Consider the following 13,278-nt stretch of genomic DNA (forward strand, 5'->3'; position numbering starts at 1 on the left):
AGGCAAGGTATAGACACCGCGACGAAACGCCCAATTCTGGAACTTGTTGCACGGAATCGACCAAATGACCAAACGCATCGCCTTTCAGGGGGAACCCGGCGCCTACAGTCACGAAGCCTGTCGCAATGCGCGTCCGGATATGGAGGCCCTACCCTGCCGAACGTTCGAGGACGTAATCGAATCGGTGCGCTCGGGCGAGGCCGATCTGGCCATGCTGCCGGTCGAGAACAGCACCTATGGACGGGTGGCCGATATCCACCGCCTGCTGCCGCATAGCGGGCTGCACATTGTGGACGAGGCCTTCGTGCGGGTTCACATCAACTTGCTGGGCGTGCCGGGCGCAAAACTCGAAGATATCACTGAAGCCCATTCGCATCTGGTGCTGTTGCCGCAATGCGCAAGCTTCCTGAAGGCCCATGGCATCCGCGGGCGGGTCAGCCCTGACAACGCCCGTGCGGCGCGTGAGGTATCGGAAGCGGGTGAGAAACATTCGGCGGCCCTGGCCAGCGAACTGGCTGGCGAAATCTATGGCCTTGAACTGCTGGCGCGCCACATCGAAGACAGCGACGACAACACGACCCGCTTTCTGGTGATGTCCCGCGAGGACGACCGCAGCCGCCGTGGCGAGCACGGGATGATCACCAGCTTCGTGTTCCAGGTCCGGAACATTCCGGCGGCGCTGTACAAGGCCATGGGCGGTTTTGCCACCAACGGCATCAACATGACCAAGCTGGAAAGCTACATGGTTGATGGCTCGTTCACGGCGACTCAGTTCTACGCCGACATCGTCGGCCACCCGGAAGACCGCAACGTGCAGCTCGCGATGGATGAACTGCAGCATTTCACCACGAATGTGGAAGTGCTGGGCGTGTACCCCGCTGCTCGACCACGCGGTTAGTCTGCTCCCACGCGCAGGCAGCTTGGGACTGCTCACCGCCAGTCAAACGCCGGCTCTCAAGCCCCGTGCAGATAGCGTTCTTCCATTTCGCGCGCAAAATCGCTCAGTCGCATCTGGAACTGGCGCCGGAATCTGGCCTTGCCCAGCTTCAACGACTGCAGAAGCAGACGCGCAGGCAAGGTCTTGGCGGCCAGTGACATCTCGATGCTCAGCCGCGTCTGCTTTTGCGACAGCGACAGAAGATCAATCGTGGTCAGGCCGTTCATCCCCTTGCTGGTCGATCGAAACCGCATGACTGTGGGGCGATCGAACTCGGCCACCTCGATCGCGACGTGGCGGGGCTTGCCACGGATCATGATATCGGCTTCCCAGCACGACCCGACCCAGTGACCCGGCATCTCGATGGTGCGTCGAACCTCGACACCGCGGCGCATCGCCATGCGCTCGAACCGTTCGAAGTCCGCGACCATGTCGAACACCGCATCGATCGGCGCCTGGATATCTTCGCGTGCTGAAACCTGCATGTCGGCCTTTTCTGCTCAGTCAGGGTGTCAGTGTTTCGTCAGTCCAGCGTATCTGCAAGCCAGTTACGCAAAAGAAAATGCGCGATTGCCCCCTTCCGCGCCGGCAGAAGCTTGGGGTGCTCGCCTGCAAAAGCCTGCATCATCTCGGACTTGGTGACCCACATCGCGTCCTCGATCTCGACCGGGTCGATCGTGATCTCGCGGGACAGCGCCTGCGCTGCACACCCGAACATCAGCGACGACGGAAATGGCCAGGGTTGACTTGCCAGATAGCTGACGTGTCCGACCGGAACGCCGGCCTCCTCCATGACCTCACGCCGAACGGCGGCTTCGAGGGTCTCGCCCGGCTCGACGAAACCGGCCAACAGTGAATACATGCCGTCGGGCCACCCCGGAGATCTGCCCATCAGGACGGAATCGCCATGCGTGACCAACATGATCACCACCGGATCGGTCCGTGGAAAGTGCTGACCGCCACAGGCCGGGCACAGTCGTTGCCACCCCGCCTGTGAAATGTTGGTCGGGTTGCCGCAGCGCGCGCAGAACCTGTGCGTCTCGTGCCAGCCGATCACGGCTTTGGCGGTGGCTGCCAATTCGGCATCCCGGGCCGACAGCCGGGTCATGATCCGACGAAGCTCGGCGAACACGTGGCCCACGGGCAGCCCCGGATGCTGCTGTTCGGTTCGGTCCACGAACGCTCCAACGCCCGACAGGTCCAACCCGTCGGCAGACCAATTCGAAATGTCCATTGCAAACAGCGGCGCACCCGCATCACTGCGCCCCAGCAAGATCGGTTGGTCAATCGCCCCGCCGGGTCCGTTCTCAACCAGATCGTGGTCTATCGGAACCAAGGCCAACTGGTCCAGCGCTTCGCCCATGACCAACGGTTTGCCCCGCCACATAAGGATGCACCGCGCCGTAGTATCGGACCGTGCTTCCTCCAAAGCTCTGGCATCGGTACGGATCTGCGCCGCCCGGTCCAGTCCAGAGCCGCCAAATGTCACGCTTTCCGCCCGTTTCATGCCTGTCCCTTTGGAATTTGCACAAGGGCTGCCACGACTTGGGCACTGGCGCAATGGGAATCCACACTCGCAAAAAGCATCGTTGTCGCAAAGGACGCATGGAAGCCCGGACGATTGCCTGTATTCTACCTTTCAGTGAAAACGTATGCACAACAGCACCTAAAAGAAGAAAATTGGCTCTGAAATCCTCCCTGCTTCAGGTACATCCCCACTTAAAAACCGCGCACATCCGGATTCTTGCAACGACCGATCTGCACATGAATCTGACCAGTTTCGACTATTATGCGGACCGGCCGGAACCAAGTGTAGGCTTCACCCGAACCGTCAGTTTGATCCGCTCTGCACGTCAAGAGGCGGAAGAGGCGAATGTAACTGTCCTGCTGTTCGACAACGGCGATTCCCTTCAGGGGACACTTCTGGGTGACTGGGCGGCCGAACAGACCGACACGACCCACCCTTTGATGTCCGCCTTTGGGCGCTTGGGCTACGACGCAATTGCGCTGGGGAACCACGACTTCGGCTTTGGTCTCCCAGCTCTGGGCCGGATCGTTTCTCGGGCACCTTGCCCGGTTTTGTGCAGCAACATGCAGTGTCTGACCGGGGTCGCGCCTTGGCAGAAACAGGCCATCCTGACCCGTCATGTCCACATCAACGGCCAAAGCATTGCTGTCCGAATTGGCGTTTTCTCGATCCTGCCGCCGCAGACGGTGAAGTGGGAAGCACCACAATTGCAAGGCCAGGTCGTAGCCGAGGATGCCGTCGCTACGGCGCGCCGGATGGCCGAGAATTTGCGTCGTCAGGGCTGTGCCCTGATTGTGGCTCTTGCACATTCCGGCCTAGGCGAGCCCGACGCCGCACCGATGTCGGAGAATGTGGTCGCACAGCTTTCTGCTCTGGACGGTATTGATGCAATCGTGGCCGGACACACGCACCTGACACTGCCCGACCCAAGCGATGGTAACCCGCAGCTGGCCAGACCCTTGGTCATGCCCGGATCAGCGGGGTCGCATTTGGGGGTGATCGACCTGACGCTTGCCGTGAACGCCACGGGAGAAGTGAGAATTGCTGGTCACAGCGCGCATCTGCGCGCGATCTGCCCGGGCGGGGCTGAAACCGGCGCTCGGGTCGTTCCTGAAGACCCTGAGATGGTCGAACTTTTTGCCGCCGCCCATAAGGCGACCCGCAAAGCCGCTGCCCAGCCGGTGGGCCGGATCAATCGTACCCTACACAGCTATTTCACCTTTTGCGGGGTGGATCAGGGGCTGAACTTGGTCGCCGCAGCACAGGCGGCAGCCCTGCGATCGGTTCTGGCCGGAACGACCTTTGAAACCCTCCCTGTTCTGTCCGCAGCCGCACCTTCGAAATTCGGAGGCCGGGCCGGACCACGGCATTACACCGAAGTCCCGGCTGGCGATGTCACCGTAAGGCATGTCTCGGACTTGCATGTGTTTCCAAACCAACTGGCCGCCATGCTGCTGGATGGCCGCCAGATCGCCGAGTGGCTGGAGATGTCGGCTGCCCAGTTTTCCCAACTTGGCAACAGCGACGAGCAGGTTCTGATCGACCCCGAGGGCACCGGGCACAATTTCGACGTGCTGCATGGGGTGACCTACAGGTTCGATTTGACCCAGCCCGCGCGATATGATTTAGGCGGCCAGTTGATCGACACGTCCCATTCCCGCCTGCGCGATCTTGCCTTTCAGGGCCGCCCCGTCGATCCGGATGAACAATTCGTCGTTGCATCAAACAGCTACCGAGCCAATGGCGGCGGCAACTTTCCCGTCCCAGACCCGGCCCGCCTGATCCCGGTGCCGCCGCTGAGCCTCCAGGGAATCTTGCGCGACTACCTGGCGGGACGATTGGGTCCGGATCCGGTGGAAAACACCGCCCAAAGCTTTTCCTTTGTTCCGCAGGCGGGCCGGTCCGTGATTCTGAAGACCGGGCCACGCGCTGCAAACTACCTGCGCGAGCTCGACCACTTTGCAGCCACCACCGACGGGCAGGACGCGCGCGGGTTTCTTAGGGTACGCCTGTCTTTGTGACGGGTTGCCAAGCGGGTGCGTGATGCCTATATCGGCGGTCGAGAGGTTGGCGCGGGCAAGCGCCTCGCCAACCTGGTCAGGTCCGGAAGGAAGCAGCCACAACGAGCCCCGCTTGGGTCGATGTCCAACCTCTCACTTGACGCCGCGCCGCGTATTCGGCCCGGTCAATCCAACCTCTGCATTTCGTCGTTGTTCCTGAAAACCGCGCTTGCGGGCGGGTCAGGCGATCAATCGCGGCCAAACGGCACTGCTGCGCCGGGCGAAGGCGCCGATATGACCGATTTCGGACAGCCCGAAATCCTTGGGATCCAACAAGTGCCGACGGGCGGTCGGACCATAGAGTTCAGCCAGCCGCCAGACGGCGGGCGGTGGCACTGTCTGGTCATCCTCGAACGCAATGATATCCGCCGCGGCGTTCGCCCGGCTCCAATCCGCCTGGGGAAGCGTGTCTCCCAATTCGGGCAGATAGCTGGTGGGCGATGTGCACCACTTGCGCCATTGCCAATAGACGCCAGCCGGCAAGTCGGCTCCGAATCCCAGTAGTTTCCCTGGCAGGAACCCCAGCAGATGCACCAGAGGTGGCACATGGCCATACCAGAACAAAGTCGCCAAGCCCTTGTAGGGCCACGGGTGATCGGCCACCGTCACCAAACCTGCGCACACACAGATCATCCGGTCGATCTGTTCGATTTCCGGTTGCAGCGGACCCAGCATTCCACCGACCGAATGCCCGATCACCCACAGTTTTGCCCGCGGATAGCGACGGCGCATCTCGGCACGCGCTGCGGGCATGTCGATCAGCGCCCAGTCCGCCATCGTGGCCTTCGAGTCTTTCAGCCGCCCGGTCAGCGAATGCTCGAAATCCCGGTAATCATATGTCAGGCAAGCCATACCGCGCTCGGCGGCCAGCCAGCGAGCAAAGTGCTGATAGTAGTCACGTGGCACTCCTGTTGCGCCGTTCAGCACAACAACGGTTTGCGGCTCGACCGCCGGAGTGTAAAGCCGCGCCGCCAGCTGGGTCTGGCCCGACGGAAACTTAAAGTCTTCCACGTCAACCGCGTGCTGCGAATCCAACATCTTTGCCTCCAAACACTCTGGACCGATCGGTCTAATACTTTGTGTCTGGACCAATTGGTCTAGGCCTGTCAATATTTGGCCTGCATGACCCAACGTCCACCAAACACCAAAGATCGCCTGATCGTGACTGCCGCCCGACTGTTCCAGCGCTCGGGCTATAACGGTGTCGGTCTGGCGGAATTGCTGGCCGAAGCGCAAGCCCCCAAGGGTTCGCTTTATCACCATTTTCCAAAGGGCAAGCCGGATCTGGCCCTGGCGGCGGCCAGTTGGGCCTCGGACGGGATGTTGAGCATGATCGCTGCGGCATTCAACGACGCCGCGGATTTTCGCGACGGGGTCACCACTCTGTGCCACAAAATCGCGAAGCTGTTCGACACCTCGGTCCAATGGGAGACCTGCCCGATCGCCGCCACCCTTTTCGAAAGCCCCGACAACCGCGCGTTTCGGGAACATGCCGACCGTCTGTATGAAAGCTGGATCATCGAAGTTCGAAATCACGCCGCGCGGTTCGGAGTTTCCGACCCTGAAAATGCTGCGGACACCCTGTTCATCGTAATGCAGGGCGGCTGGCAATTGGCCCGTGCCCGCAGGGATTCGAATGTGCTGCGCAGACTGCCTGATCTGTTCCCTTGGGACTCACTCCGGCAACCGGGCTGAAACCGTCTTGACTCGATCCCGGGTACACCGCTAGCGATGAGGGGATGGTTCCCGTGCCGTTTCGGTCCGGGATGAAAAGGGAACACGGTGCGGTCCAACCCGGAACTCCGGAGCGGACCAAGGCCGCGACTGCCCCCGCAACTGTAGGCGGAGAGCGATGCCGAAAAACCACTGACCGCAAGGTTGGGAAGGTCGGCAAAGCAAAGACCCGCAAGTCAGGAGACCTGCCATCAAACGTGAAACCGAAACTCGGACGGGGTGTCCGGGCAGGGTCTGGCCTTGAAACCGGCGTCTGTCCAAATCCACCCCGCCCAGCGCGCGGAGGGCGCAACATGATTTGGAAGACCGATACCCATGAATTCGCGGCAACAATCTGCCAGCGCACCGGAAAGAGCTGCCCGGCACTGGCGCGCATGGCACGGGCCATCGCGCAGGCAATGGCGACGGCGCAGGCGGCAACATCCCCCGACTTCCAAGTGGAAGGCAGCAGCGAACTGGCCCATTGCGAACATGGCTGCACGGCGCGGTTCGATGCACGTCCCGAACGGATCCGCGTGTATTGCGGAGCGGCCGCCGACACACCGTCCGGCTGCCTTGATACCTACGCCGACATGCTGTTTGACGACCAGAGCGACGCCCTGCCTGCGCAGGTCATCAGTGATCGACCCTGTGCGATGCTGCAGGCCACGGCGATCATGCCCGTGGTCAGGGCCGAGCGCGAGTTCCGCGCAACCGCCTGAATGTCAGGTCGCCAGTGCCTCGCGCGCTGGGGCGACGGCCCAGTCCATCTGAGCATCAGTCTCAACCGCGCAGGGGCGTACGGCCCGCAGGCGTTTCAGGGCCTGTTCCGGCTGCTCGCCGCTCTCGATCATCAAGCGCAGAACAACCATGCCAGACCGCCCACAACCGCCCCGGCAGTGGACCAGTACCCGCCCGCCGCCCGACAGCGCATGGCGGGCGGCGGCGCTGACTTCGGGCCATCGGCCGGATATCTCGGTCGACGGCGCCGAGAAGTCGGCGACCGGAAGATGCGCCCACCGACAGGCGCGCCGATGAATGTCACAGCCCAATTCGCCCGCACCCACAGAAACCAGTTCGGCAAGGGTTGTCATCGAAATCACCAGCCCCGGCGCCCAGGCTGAAATCAGGTCCAGGTCTCCCTCATAGTCGCCGCCACCGCCGGGAACCGAGGTCAGGGCCAGCGTACCGCCGCCCACCTGCAATGCATGAACCACAAGATTTGTCATCAGACGTTCCCCCCGAAACTGGCTGATTGAACTTGATCCGCGCAGTATGCCTCACACCGCGCGCTCGCCAAAGCGAAAAACCTGCACCGGTGCTGTGGACGCGGGGCACCTGGAACTCTACCCTGCATCGTCAGTACGAATCCGTCAGAGCAGACATGACCACACAGTCCAGCCCCGCCTATCAGGTTCTCGCCCGAAAATACCGCCCGGAAACCTTTGCCGACCTGGTCGGTCAGGATGCCATGGTGCGCACGCTGAAAAACGCGTTCGAGGCGGACCGGATCGCGCAGGCCTTCATCATGACCGGCATCCGCGGCACCGGCAAGACGACCACGGCCCGGATCATCGCCAAGGGCATGAACTGCATCGGACCCGACGGCAATGGCGGCCCAACGACCGAACCCTGCGGCCAGTGCGAGCATTGCGTGGCCATCATGGAAGGTCGCCATGTGGACGTGCTGGAAATGGACGCCGCCAGCCGCACCGGCGTGAACGACATCCGAGAGATCATCGACAGCGTGCGCTATCGCGCCGCCAGCGCGCGGTACAAGATCTACATCATCGACGAAGTCCACATGCTGTCGACCAGCGCCTTCAACGCGCTGTTGAAAACGCTGGAGGAACCGCCCGAGCATGTGAAATTCATCTTCGCCACGACCGAGATCCGCAAGGTTCCGGTCACCGTGCTGTCGCGCTGCCAACGGTTCGACCTGCGCCGGATCGAGCCCGAAGTGATGATCGGCCTGCTGCGCAAGATCGCCACCGCCGAGGGCGCGGAAATCTCGGATGACGCGCTGGCACTGATCACCCGCGCCGCCGAAGGCTCGGCCCGGGATGCGACCTCGCTGCTGGATCAGGCAATCAGCCATGGTGCCGGCGAAACCACCGCCGACCAGGTGCGCGCGATGCTGGGACTGGCCGACCGGGGCCGCGTGCTGGACCTGATGGACATGATCCTGCGCGGCGATGCGGCCGGGGCCCTGACCGAACTGGGCGCGCAATATGCCGAGGGCGCCGACCCGCTGGCGGTGTTGCGCGATCTGGCCGAAATCACGCATTGGGTCTCGGTGGTAAAGATCACCCCCGACGCAGCCGAAGATCCCACCGTATCGCCCGATGAACGCACCCGCGGCCAGCAGATGGCCGAGGCGCTGCCGATGCGGGCGCTGACCCGGATGTGGCAGATGCTGCTGAAGGCACTAGAGGAAGTCTCGGCCGCCCCCAACGCCATGATGGCCGCGGAAATGGCGGTGATCCGCCTGACCCATGTGGCCGATCTGCCCAGCCCGGAAGAGTTGATCAAGCGCCTTCAGGACAGCCCTCCGCCGCCCGTCGGCGGGCCGGGGGGCGGCGTTCCGGTTGCCGGCAACACCGCCCCGCCCGTGACCGCGACGGCCTCGGCCCATGCGCCCACCCCGCGCGGTGTGGGCGGCGCGCCCACGGCGGCGTTGGCCCAAGACGTGCAGACCGCGCTGGCGCGTTATCCAACGTTTGAGCATGTGGTCGAGCTGATCCGCTCCAACCGTGACGTGAAGCTGCTGGTCGAGGTCGAGAACGGCGTCCGCCTCGTCTCGTACCAGCCGGGCCGGATCGAGTTCACGCCCACCGAAAAGGCGCCCACCGACCTGGCCGCGCGGCTCGGGTCCGCGCTGCAGCGCTGGACCGGCAATCGCTGGGCGGTCTCGATCGTCTCGGACGGGGACGCGCCCACCATCGCCGAACTGCGCGACGCGGCCGAGCTGGCGCTGAAGGCCAAGGCCGAAGAACACCCTTTGGTTCAGGCGGTTCTGACACAGTTCCCCAAGGCCCGCATCACCCGGATTGAAACACCCGAGAACCGTGCGGCCAAGGTCGAAACCGAAGCCCTGCCCGAGGTCGAAAACGAATGGGACCCGTTCGAGGAAGACTGATCATCCGCGCAGAAGGCGCGCTGCCCTTGTGAAGGACGCAGACGGCCCGTATTTAGGCCGCAAATCGAATGACAGGAGACATACAGATGCTCAAAGGACTCGGCGGTCTGGGCGACATGGCCAAGATGATGAAATCCGCGCAGGAACTGCAGACCAAGATGGCGCAGATGCAGGAAGAGCTGAACACCATCATGGTCGTCGGCGAATCCGGCGCGGGCCTGGTCAAGGCCACGGCCTCGGCCAAGGGCGAACTGAAAGGTCTGGACATCGACCCCTCGATTTTCAACAGCGACGACAAGGAAGTGGTCGAGGACCTGATCCTGGCCGCCATCAAGGACGCGCAGACCAAAGCCGCCGAGCGGTCGCAGGAAGAAATGGCCAAGCTGACCGAAAGCATGGGCCTGCCGGCGGACATCAAGCTGCCGTTCTGATCTTCGCCCCTCAAACCCCCGCCGCCAAAGCCACGCAGGACAGGCCATGAGTTCGAACAGTGACATCGACGCCCTGATCGATCTGATGGCCAAGCTGCCGGGGCTGGGACCGCGCTCGGCCCGGCGGGCGGTGCTGCACCTGATCCGCAAACGCGCCCTGCTGCTGACGCCGTTGTCGGACGCCATGCAGCAGGTCGCCGCCACCGCACGCGAATGCCTGAACTGCGGCAACGTGGGCACCACCGACATCTGCGACATCTGCAATTCCGAAGACCGCGCCACCGGTGAGCTGTGCGTGGTCGAAGACGTGGCCGACCTGTGGGCGATGGAACGCGCGGGCGTGTTCAAAGGCCGCTACCATGTGCTGGGCGGAACGCTCTCGGCGCTGGACGGCGTCGGCCCGGAAGACCTGCGCATCCCCCGCCTGCGCGACCGCGTCACCGCCGAAAACATCACGGAAGTAATCCTGGCCCTGAACGCCACCGTCGACGGGCAGACCACGGCCCATTACATTGCAGATCAGTTGGAAGGACAGGTCCGCCTGACCTCGCTGGCGCAGGGCGTGCCGATCGGGGGCGAGCTGGACTATCTGGATGACGGGACCATCACCGCAGCGCTGCGGGCGCGGAAAGAACTGTAGCCGCCGCGTGCTGCCTGCAAGCAGCACGCTCTCGCCCCTCCTCGATTGCAAGGTACCACTTTACCCATCGGTCAGGTGTAGGCACCCGACGAGTAGGTCAATTCATAGGAATGGCTGTAGATCTCGAAGACTATCCCGAACGGATCCTCGACATAGACCATGCGGTAGGGTTTCTCGCCGGGGTAGTAGTATCGGATAGGCATGCGTTGTTTCCCGCCGGCCGCCACGATTTTTTCCACCAAGCCTTCGACATCAGGATCCTGGACGCAGAAATGGAACGTCCCGTTCCTGCGAAAGTCGATGTTGTTTTCCGGCGCGTAGTTTCCATCAAACTCAAAAAGCTCGATCCCGATACGATCGGCGGTCGCCAGATGCGCGATACGCAGTTTTTTCCAATTCGGGCCAAACACGTCCGTGCACATCACGCCGATGTCCGTGTCATCCTCGACCACGTCGGTTGGCGGCATGATCACGTAAAATCCCAAAACCTCGGAATAGAATTTCACGGCTTCGTCCACGTTCGGGACGGACAACCCGATGTGAGAGAATGTTCTTGGATGTTGAGGCATGGCTTGCTCCTTGGTCTATTGGGCAAGACGTATTTTGCAACGTCCTTGTTTCAAGCGCCCGCCCCACAAGGCAAAGCCGTGTTGTTCCATGCACATAGATCATCATGCACTGCTGCCGAGGCCTAGAATGATCTTTCCGTCGACCCCGCACCGTGTACTATGCCCTAGCCTGACCCATTTGATATCGGAACCCGCCATGAAACGCCTTCTCGCCCTGACCTTCGCCGCCTTCACCGCCACTTCCGCGTGGTCACAGCAACTGGTCGACAAGGGGTTCGTCGAAGGCTGGAACATCATGATGGACCCCAATCTGGGCAACGGCTGTCTGATCCAGACGGTGTATCAGGACCTGTCCGTGGTGCGCCTGGGCTACGATGCGCTGGACAATCGGGGCTATTTCACCGTTTTCCACAAGGGGTGGGGCAACATCGAGCCCGGCAAATCCTATCCGATCCGGTTCGAGCTGGACGGCAAGAGCTTTGACGCCACAGCCATCGGGTTCAAGCAGGATCGGGTGCCCGGTGCGACCGTGTTCTTCACCGACCGGAACTTTGTTGCAGCCATCGCCCAGAACAAGACGATGACGATCTACAACCCCGCAGGCGAGCGGGTTTTGGCGATCGATCTGAAGGGCACCGCCAAGGCATTGGACTATGCGCGGGACTGCCAGAACAAGAAGCTCTAGCGAATCGGATCGAACAACGCATCCGAAGCGGTGCAGTCCCGGATCACGTCCCGCCCACAGGGCACCGGGTCCAGATCACGTGACAGACAGACGCGCACTTCTTCGATGTAACCGTGCTTGCAAGTGACGGTGATCATGTCCGGCTCGAGCCTTGGATTGGCACTGAGGAAGGCATCCTCGACCACGCGCGCCGGCAGTTTCACGGCTTTGTCCAATTTGCGAAACACCGGCGGTCGGGTAATGCGCTCATAAGCCTGCCGGGACAGCTCGTAATAGTCCACCGCAGACAGGCCCGAACAGGTGCCGTGTTTCTTCCACTGGTGCCAGGCCAGGCCCGAACTGCCTTGAATATCTTCCATCTGTCGGGTCATCGCGCGGGACGGCGGTGCTTTGGCTGTCGGGCAATAGGACGGCCAGCCCTGGTGATATTGCGGCCACAATCCGTGCAGGATCCAGCCGTGATCGTGGCGCGCATCGCACTGGTCGGATCCGCGCGCGTCGCCTTCGCGGGCGCACCAGTTGGGCGACCAGCTCAGCGACAGGACGTAATAGTCGAACACGCCCGACTTCTCGCCATCGGCCAGCGCGGCCGTCGCGCCCAAAATCCACACCAGCGGCCCCAACAACGCCCAGCGCATTCGCCTCTTCCCTTCTTGCATCTGCACGACTATATACGGGCCAAGTTCCCCGACAACGGAAACCTGCCCCAAGACCACGGGGCCGCCGAATTCCGGCGACGGGACAGATGTATTCAAAGGAGACGGGCTGATGGCAAAACCCCTGATGGCCAAGGCAACCGCCGTTTGGCTGGTGGACAATACCACGATCAGCTTCAAGCAGATCGCGGATTTCGTGGGCATGCACGAGTTGGAAGTGCAAGGCATCGCTGATGGCGATGTGGCGGCAGGTGTCAAGGGGTTCGACCCGATCGCCAACAACCAGCTGACTCAGGAAGAGATCGACAAGGCCGAGAAAGATCCGCTGCACAAGCTGAAGCTCAAGTTCAACCCGGCCGCCGCCGGCGAGGAAAAGCGCCGCGGTCCGCGCTACACGCCGCTGTCCAAGCGTCAGGACCGACCGAACTCGATCCTGTGGCTGGTCAAGTTCCACCCGGAGCTGACCGATGGCCAGATCGCCAAACTGGTTGGAACCACCAAGCCCACGATCCAGTCGATCCGCGAGCGCACCCACTGGAACATCGCCAATATGCAGCCGATCGACCCGGTCGCGCTGGGCCTGTGCAAACAGTCGGAACTGGATGCCGCCGTCCAGAAAGCCGCTGCGAAGAAGGCCGCCGAAGGTGGCGTCATGAGCGATGACGAGCGCCGCAAGCTGGTCTCGACCGAACAGTCGCTGGAAATGGATGCCGCTCCCAAGATCCCCACGGCGATCGAGGGGCTGGAAACCTTCTCGCTGTCCGATGACGGCGACGAGGAAAAAGAAGACGAAGCAGTGGTGGATGCCGACAGCTTCTTCAACCTGCCCAAGGGCGGCGCCGAAGAAGACGACGAGGACGATCTGCGCAACTGACACTGTGCTGGCCCCGGTCCGATGGACCGGGGCCTTTTTGGAACTG

15 protein-coding genes, 1 other RNA gene and 1 riboswitch are annotated in these 13,278 nt (G+C 62.2%); of the genes, 10 read left to right on the top strand and 6 right to left on the bottom strand.

The annotated features are described in order from the left end of the window. The first annotated feature begins 64 nt into the window (after positions 1–64). Positions 65–898, top strand: a complete 834-nt coding sequence (locus ACR0BA_RS10890; protein ID WP_093964319.1) for a prephenate dehydratase — start codon at positions 65–67, stop codon at positions 896–898. 56 nt (positions 899–954) lie between these two features. On the opposite strand, the gene ACR0BA_RS10895 is transcribed toward ACR0BA_RS10890, so the two are convergent. Together ACR0BA_RS10895 and nudC are read right to left on the bottom strand one after the other, a co-directional pair. Further along, entirely contained in the window at positions 955–1,422 is a 468-nt protein-coding gene (locus ACR0BA_RS10895; protein WP_480727916.1) for an SRPBCC family protein, read from the bottom strand. Positions 1,423–1,460: 38 nt separating this feature from the next. Further along, the gene (nudC, locus tag ACR0BA_RS10900; protein WP_480727918.1) at positions 1,461–2,444 is read right to left on the bottom strand and encodes an NAD(+) diphosphatase; all 984 of its coding nucleotides are present in this window, start codon (positions 2,442–2,444) and stop codon (positions 1,461–1,463) included. Between the two features lie 173 nt (positions 2,445–2,617). On the opposite strand from nudC, the gene ACR0BA_RS10905 reads away from it, so the two are divergent. Both ACR0BA_RS10905 and ffs read left to right on the top strand, forming a co-directional pair. Further along, positions 2,618–4,486 carry a 5'-nucleotidase C-terminal domain-containing protein gene (locus ACR0BA_RS10905; RefSeq protein WP_480727920.1) on the top strand — a complete coding sequence of 623 codons (1,869 nt, stop codon included), beginning with the start codon at positions 2,618–2,620 and terminating at the stop codon, positions 4,484–4,486. Between the two features lie 39 nt (positions 4,487–4,525). Next, positions 4,526–4,624: signal recognition particle sRNA small type (ffs, locus tag ACR0BA_RS10910), an RNA gene on the top strand. Between the two features lie 81 nt (positions 4,625–4,705). Here the strand turns inward: ffs and ACR0BA_RS10915 are convergent. Beyond that, positions 4,706–5,563: an alpha/beta hydrolase family protein gene (locus ACR0BA_RS10915; RefSeq protein WP_480727922.1), complete on the bottom strand. Its 858-nt coding sequence runs from the start codon at positions 5,561–5,563 to the stop codon at positions 4,706–4,708. Positions 5,564–5,686: 123 nt separating this feature from the next. Between ACR0BA_RS10915 and ACR0BA_RS10920 the strand changes: the two genes are divergently transcribed. Beyond that, on the top strand, positions 5,687–6,220 hold the full coding sequence (locus ACR0BA_RS10920; protein ID WP_480727923.1) for a TetR/AcrR family transcriptional regulator: 534 nt from the start codon (positions 5,687–5,689) through the stop codon (positions 6,218–6,220). Positions 6,221–6,250: 30 nt separating this feature from the next. Continuing rightward, positions 6,251–6,466, top strand: a riboswitch (cobalamin riboswitch). 86 nt (positions 6,467–6,552) lie between these two features. After that, a complete protein-coding gene (locus tag ACR0BA_RS10925) occupies positions 6,553–6,960 on the top strand; it encodes a hypothetical protein (RefSeq protein ID WP_480727925.1) in 408 nt (135 codons plus the stop codon). Positions 6,961–6,963: 3 nt separating this feature from the next. Here ACR0BA_RS10925 and ACR0BA_RS10930 read toward each other — a convergent pair whose 3' ends face one another. After that, positions 6,964–7,467: a protein-tyrosine phosphatase family protein gene (locus ACR0BA_RS10930; protein WP_093964312.1), complete on the bottom strand. Its 504-nt coding sequence runs from the start codon at positions 7,465–7,467 to the stop codon at positions 6,964–6,966. A gap of 155 nt (positions 7,468–7,622) precedes the next feature. Here ACR0BA_RS10930 and ACR0BA_RS10935 point away from each other — a divergent pair, with 155 nt between their 5' ends. The 3 genes from ACR0BA_RS10935 (at position 7,623) to recR (ending at position 10,448) form a co-directional block, all read left to right on the top strand. Beyond that, the gene (locus ACR0BA_RS10935; RefSeq protein WP_480727926.1) at positions 7,623–9,377 is read left to right on the top strand and encodes a DNA polymerase III subunit gamma/tau; all 1,755 of its coding nucleotides are present in this window, start codon (positions 7,623–7,625) and stop codon (positions 9,375–9,377) included. A gap of 86 nt (positions 9,378–9,463) precedes the next feature. Then, entirely contained in the window at positions 9,464–9,808 is a 345-nt protein-coding gene (locus ACR0BA_RS10940) for a YbaB/EbfC family nucleoid-associated protein (RefSeq protein WP_005980576.1), read from the top strand. A gap of 46 nt (positions 9,809–9,854) precedes the next feature. Beyond that, positions 9,855–10,448 (top strand): recombination mediator RecR, encoded by a 594-nt coding sequence (gene recR, locus ACR0BA_RS10945; protein WP_170341385.1) that lies wholly within the window; start codon positions 9,855–9,857, stop codon positions 10,446–10,448. 71 nt (positions 10,449–10,519) lie between these two features. On the opposite strand, the gene ACR0BA_RS10950 is transcribed toward recR, so the two are convergent. Then, a complete protein-coding gene (locus ACR0BA_RS10950) occupies positions 10,520–11,017 on the bottom strand; it encodes a lactoylglutathione lyase family protein (RefSeq protein WP_093964418.1) in 498 nt (165 codons plus the stop codon). Positions 11,018–11,213: 196 nt separating this feature from the next. On the opposite strand from ACR0BA_RS10950, the gene ACR0BA_RS10955 reads away from it, so the two are divergent. Then, entirely contained in the window at positions 11,214–11,702 is a 489-nt protein-coding gene (locus ACR0BA_RS10955; RefSeq protein WP_170341383.1) for a hypothetical protein, read from the top strand. Here the strand turns inward: ACR0BA_RS10955 and ACR0BA_RS10960 are convergent. Further along, positions 11,699–12,340, bottom strand: a complete 642-nt coding sequence (locus ACR0BA_RS10960; RefSeq protein ID WP_480727929.1) for a ribonuclease T2 family protein — start codon at positions 12,338–12,340, stop codon at positions 11,699–11,701. The two genes, ACR0BA_RS10955 and ACR0BA_RS10960, sit on opposite strands and share 4 nt — an antisense overlap. Before the next feature lie 130 nt (positions 12,341–12,470). On the opposite strand from ACR0BA_RS10960, the gene ACR0BA_RS10965 reads away from it, so the two are divergent. Next, positions 12,471–13,232 carry a DUF1013 domain-containing protein gene (locus tag ACR0BA_RS10965; RefSeq protein WP_093964307.1) on the top strand — a complete coding sequence of 254 codons (762 nt, stop codon included), beginning with the start codon at positions 12,471–12,473 and terminating at the stop codon, positions 13,230–13,232. The last annotated feature ends 46 nt before the right edge of the window (positions 13,233–13,278 follow it).

The sequence above is a fragment of the Ruegeria sp. CI5 genome (assembly GCF_056536885.1).

What these genes read in the sequence shown, in the direction of transcription:
- ACR0BA_RS10890 (WP_093964319.1), top strand. Translation starts at nt 65, where the DNA reads ATGACCAAACGCATCGCCTTTCAGGGGGAACCCGGCGCCTACAGTCAC.
- ACR0BA_RS10895 (WP_480727916.1), bottom strand. Translation starts at nt 1,422, where the DNA reads ATGCAGGTTTCAGCACGCGAAGATATCCAGGCGCCGATCGATGCGGTG.
- nudC (WP_480727918.1), bottom strand. Translation starts at nt 2,444, where the DNA reads ATGAAACGGGCGGAAAGCGTGACATTTGGCGGCTCTGGACTGGACCGG.
- ACR0BA_RS10915 (WP_480727922.1), bottom strand. Translation starts at nt 5,563, where the DNA reads ATGTTGGATTCGCAGCACGCGGTTGACGTGGAAGACTTTAAGTTTCCG.
- ACR0BA_RS10925 (WP_480727925.1), top strand. Translation starts at nt 6,553, where the DNA reads ATGATTTGGAAGACCGATACCCATGAATTCGCGGCAACAATCTGCCAG.
- ACR0BA_RS10930 (WP_093964312.1), bottom strand. Translation starts at nt 7,467, where the DNA reads ATGACAAATCTTGTGGTTCATGCATTGCAGGTGGGCGGCGGTACGCTG.
- ACR0BA_RS10935 (WP_480727926.1), top strand. Translation starts at nt 7,623, where the DNA reads ATGACCACACAGTCCAGCCCCGCCTATCAGGTTCTCGCCCGAAAATAC.
- ACR0BA_RS10940 (WP_005980576.1), top strand. Translation starts at nt 9,464, where the DNA reads ATGCTCAAAGGACTCGGCGGTCTGGGCGACATGGCCAAGATGATGAAA.
- recR (WP_170341385.1), top strand. Translation starts at nt 9,855, where the DNA reads ATGAGTTCGAACAGTGACATCGACGCCCTGATCGATCTGATGGCCAAG.
- ACR0BA_RS10950 (WP_093964418.1), bottom strand. Translation starts at nt 11,017, where the DNA reads ATGCCTCAACATCCAAGAACATTCTCTCACATCGGGTTGTCCGTCCCG.
- ACR0BA_RS10955 (WP_170341383.1), top strand. Translation starts at nt 11,214, where the DNA reads ATGAAACGCCTTCTCGCCCTGACCTTCGCCGCCTTCACCGCCACTTCC.
- ACR0BA_RS10960 (WP_480727929.1), bottom strand. Translation starts at nt 12,340, where the DNA reads ATGCGCTGGGCGTTGTTGGGGCCGCTGGTGTGGATTTTGGGCGCGACG.
- ACR0BA_RS10965 (WP_093964307.1), top strand. Translation starts at nt 12,471, where the DNA reads ATGGCAAAACCCCTGATGGCCAAGGCAACCGCCGTTTGGCTGGTGGAC.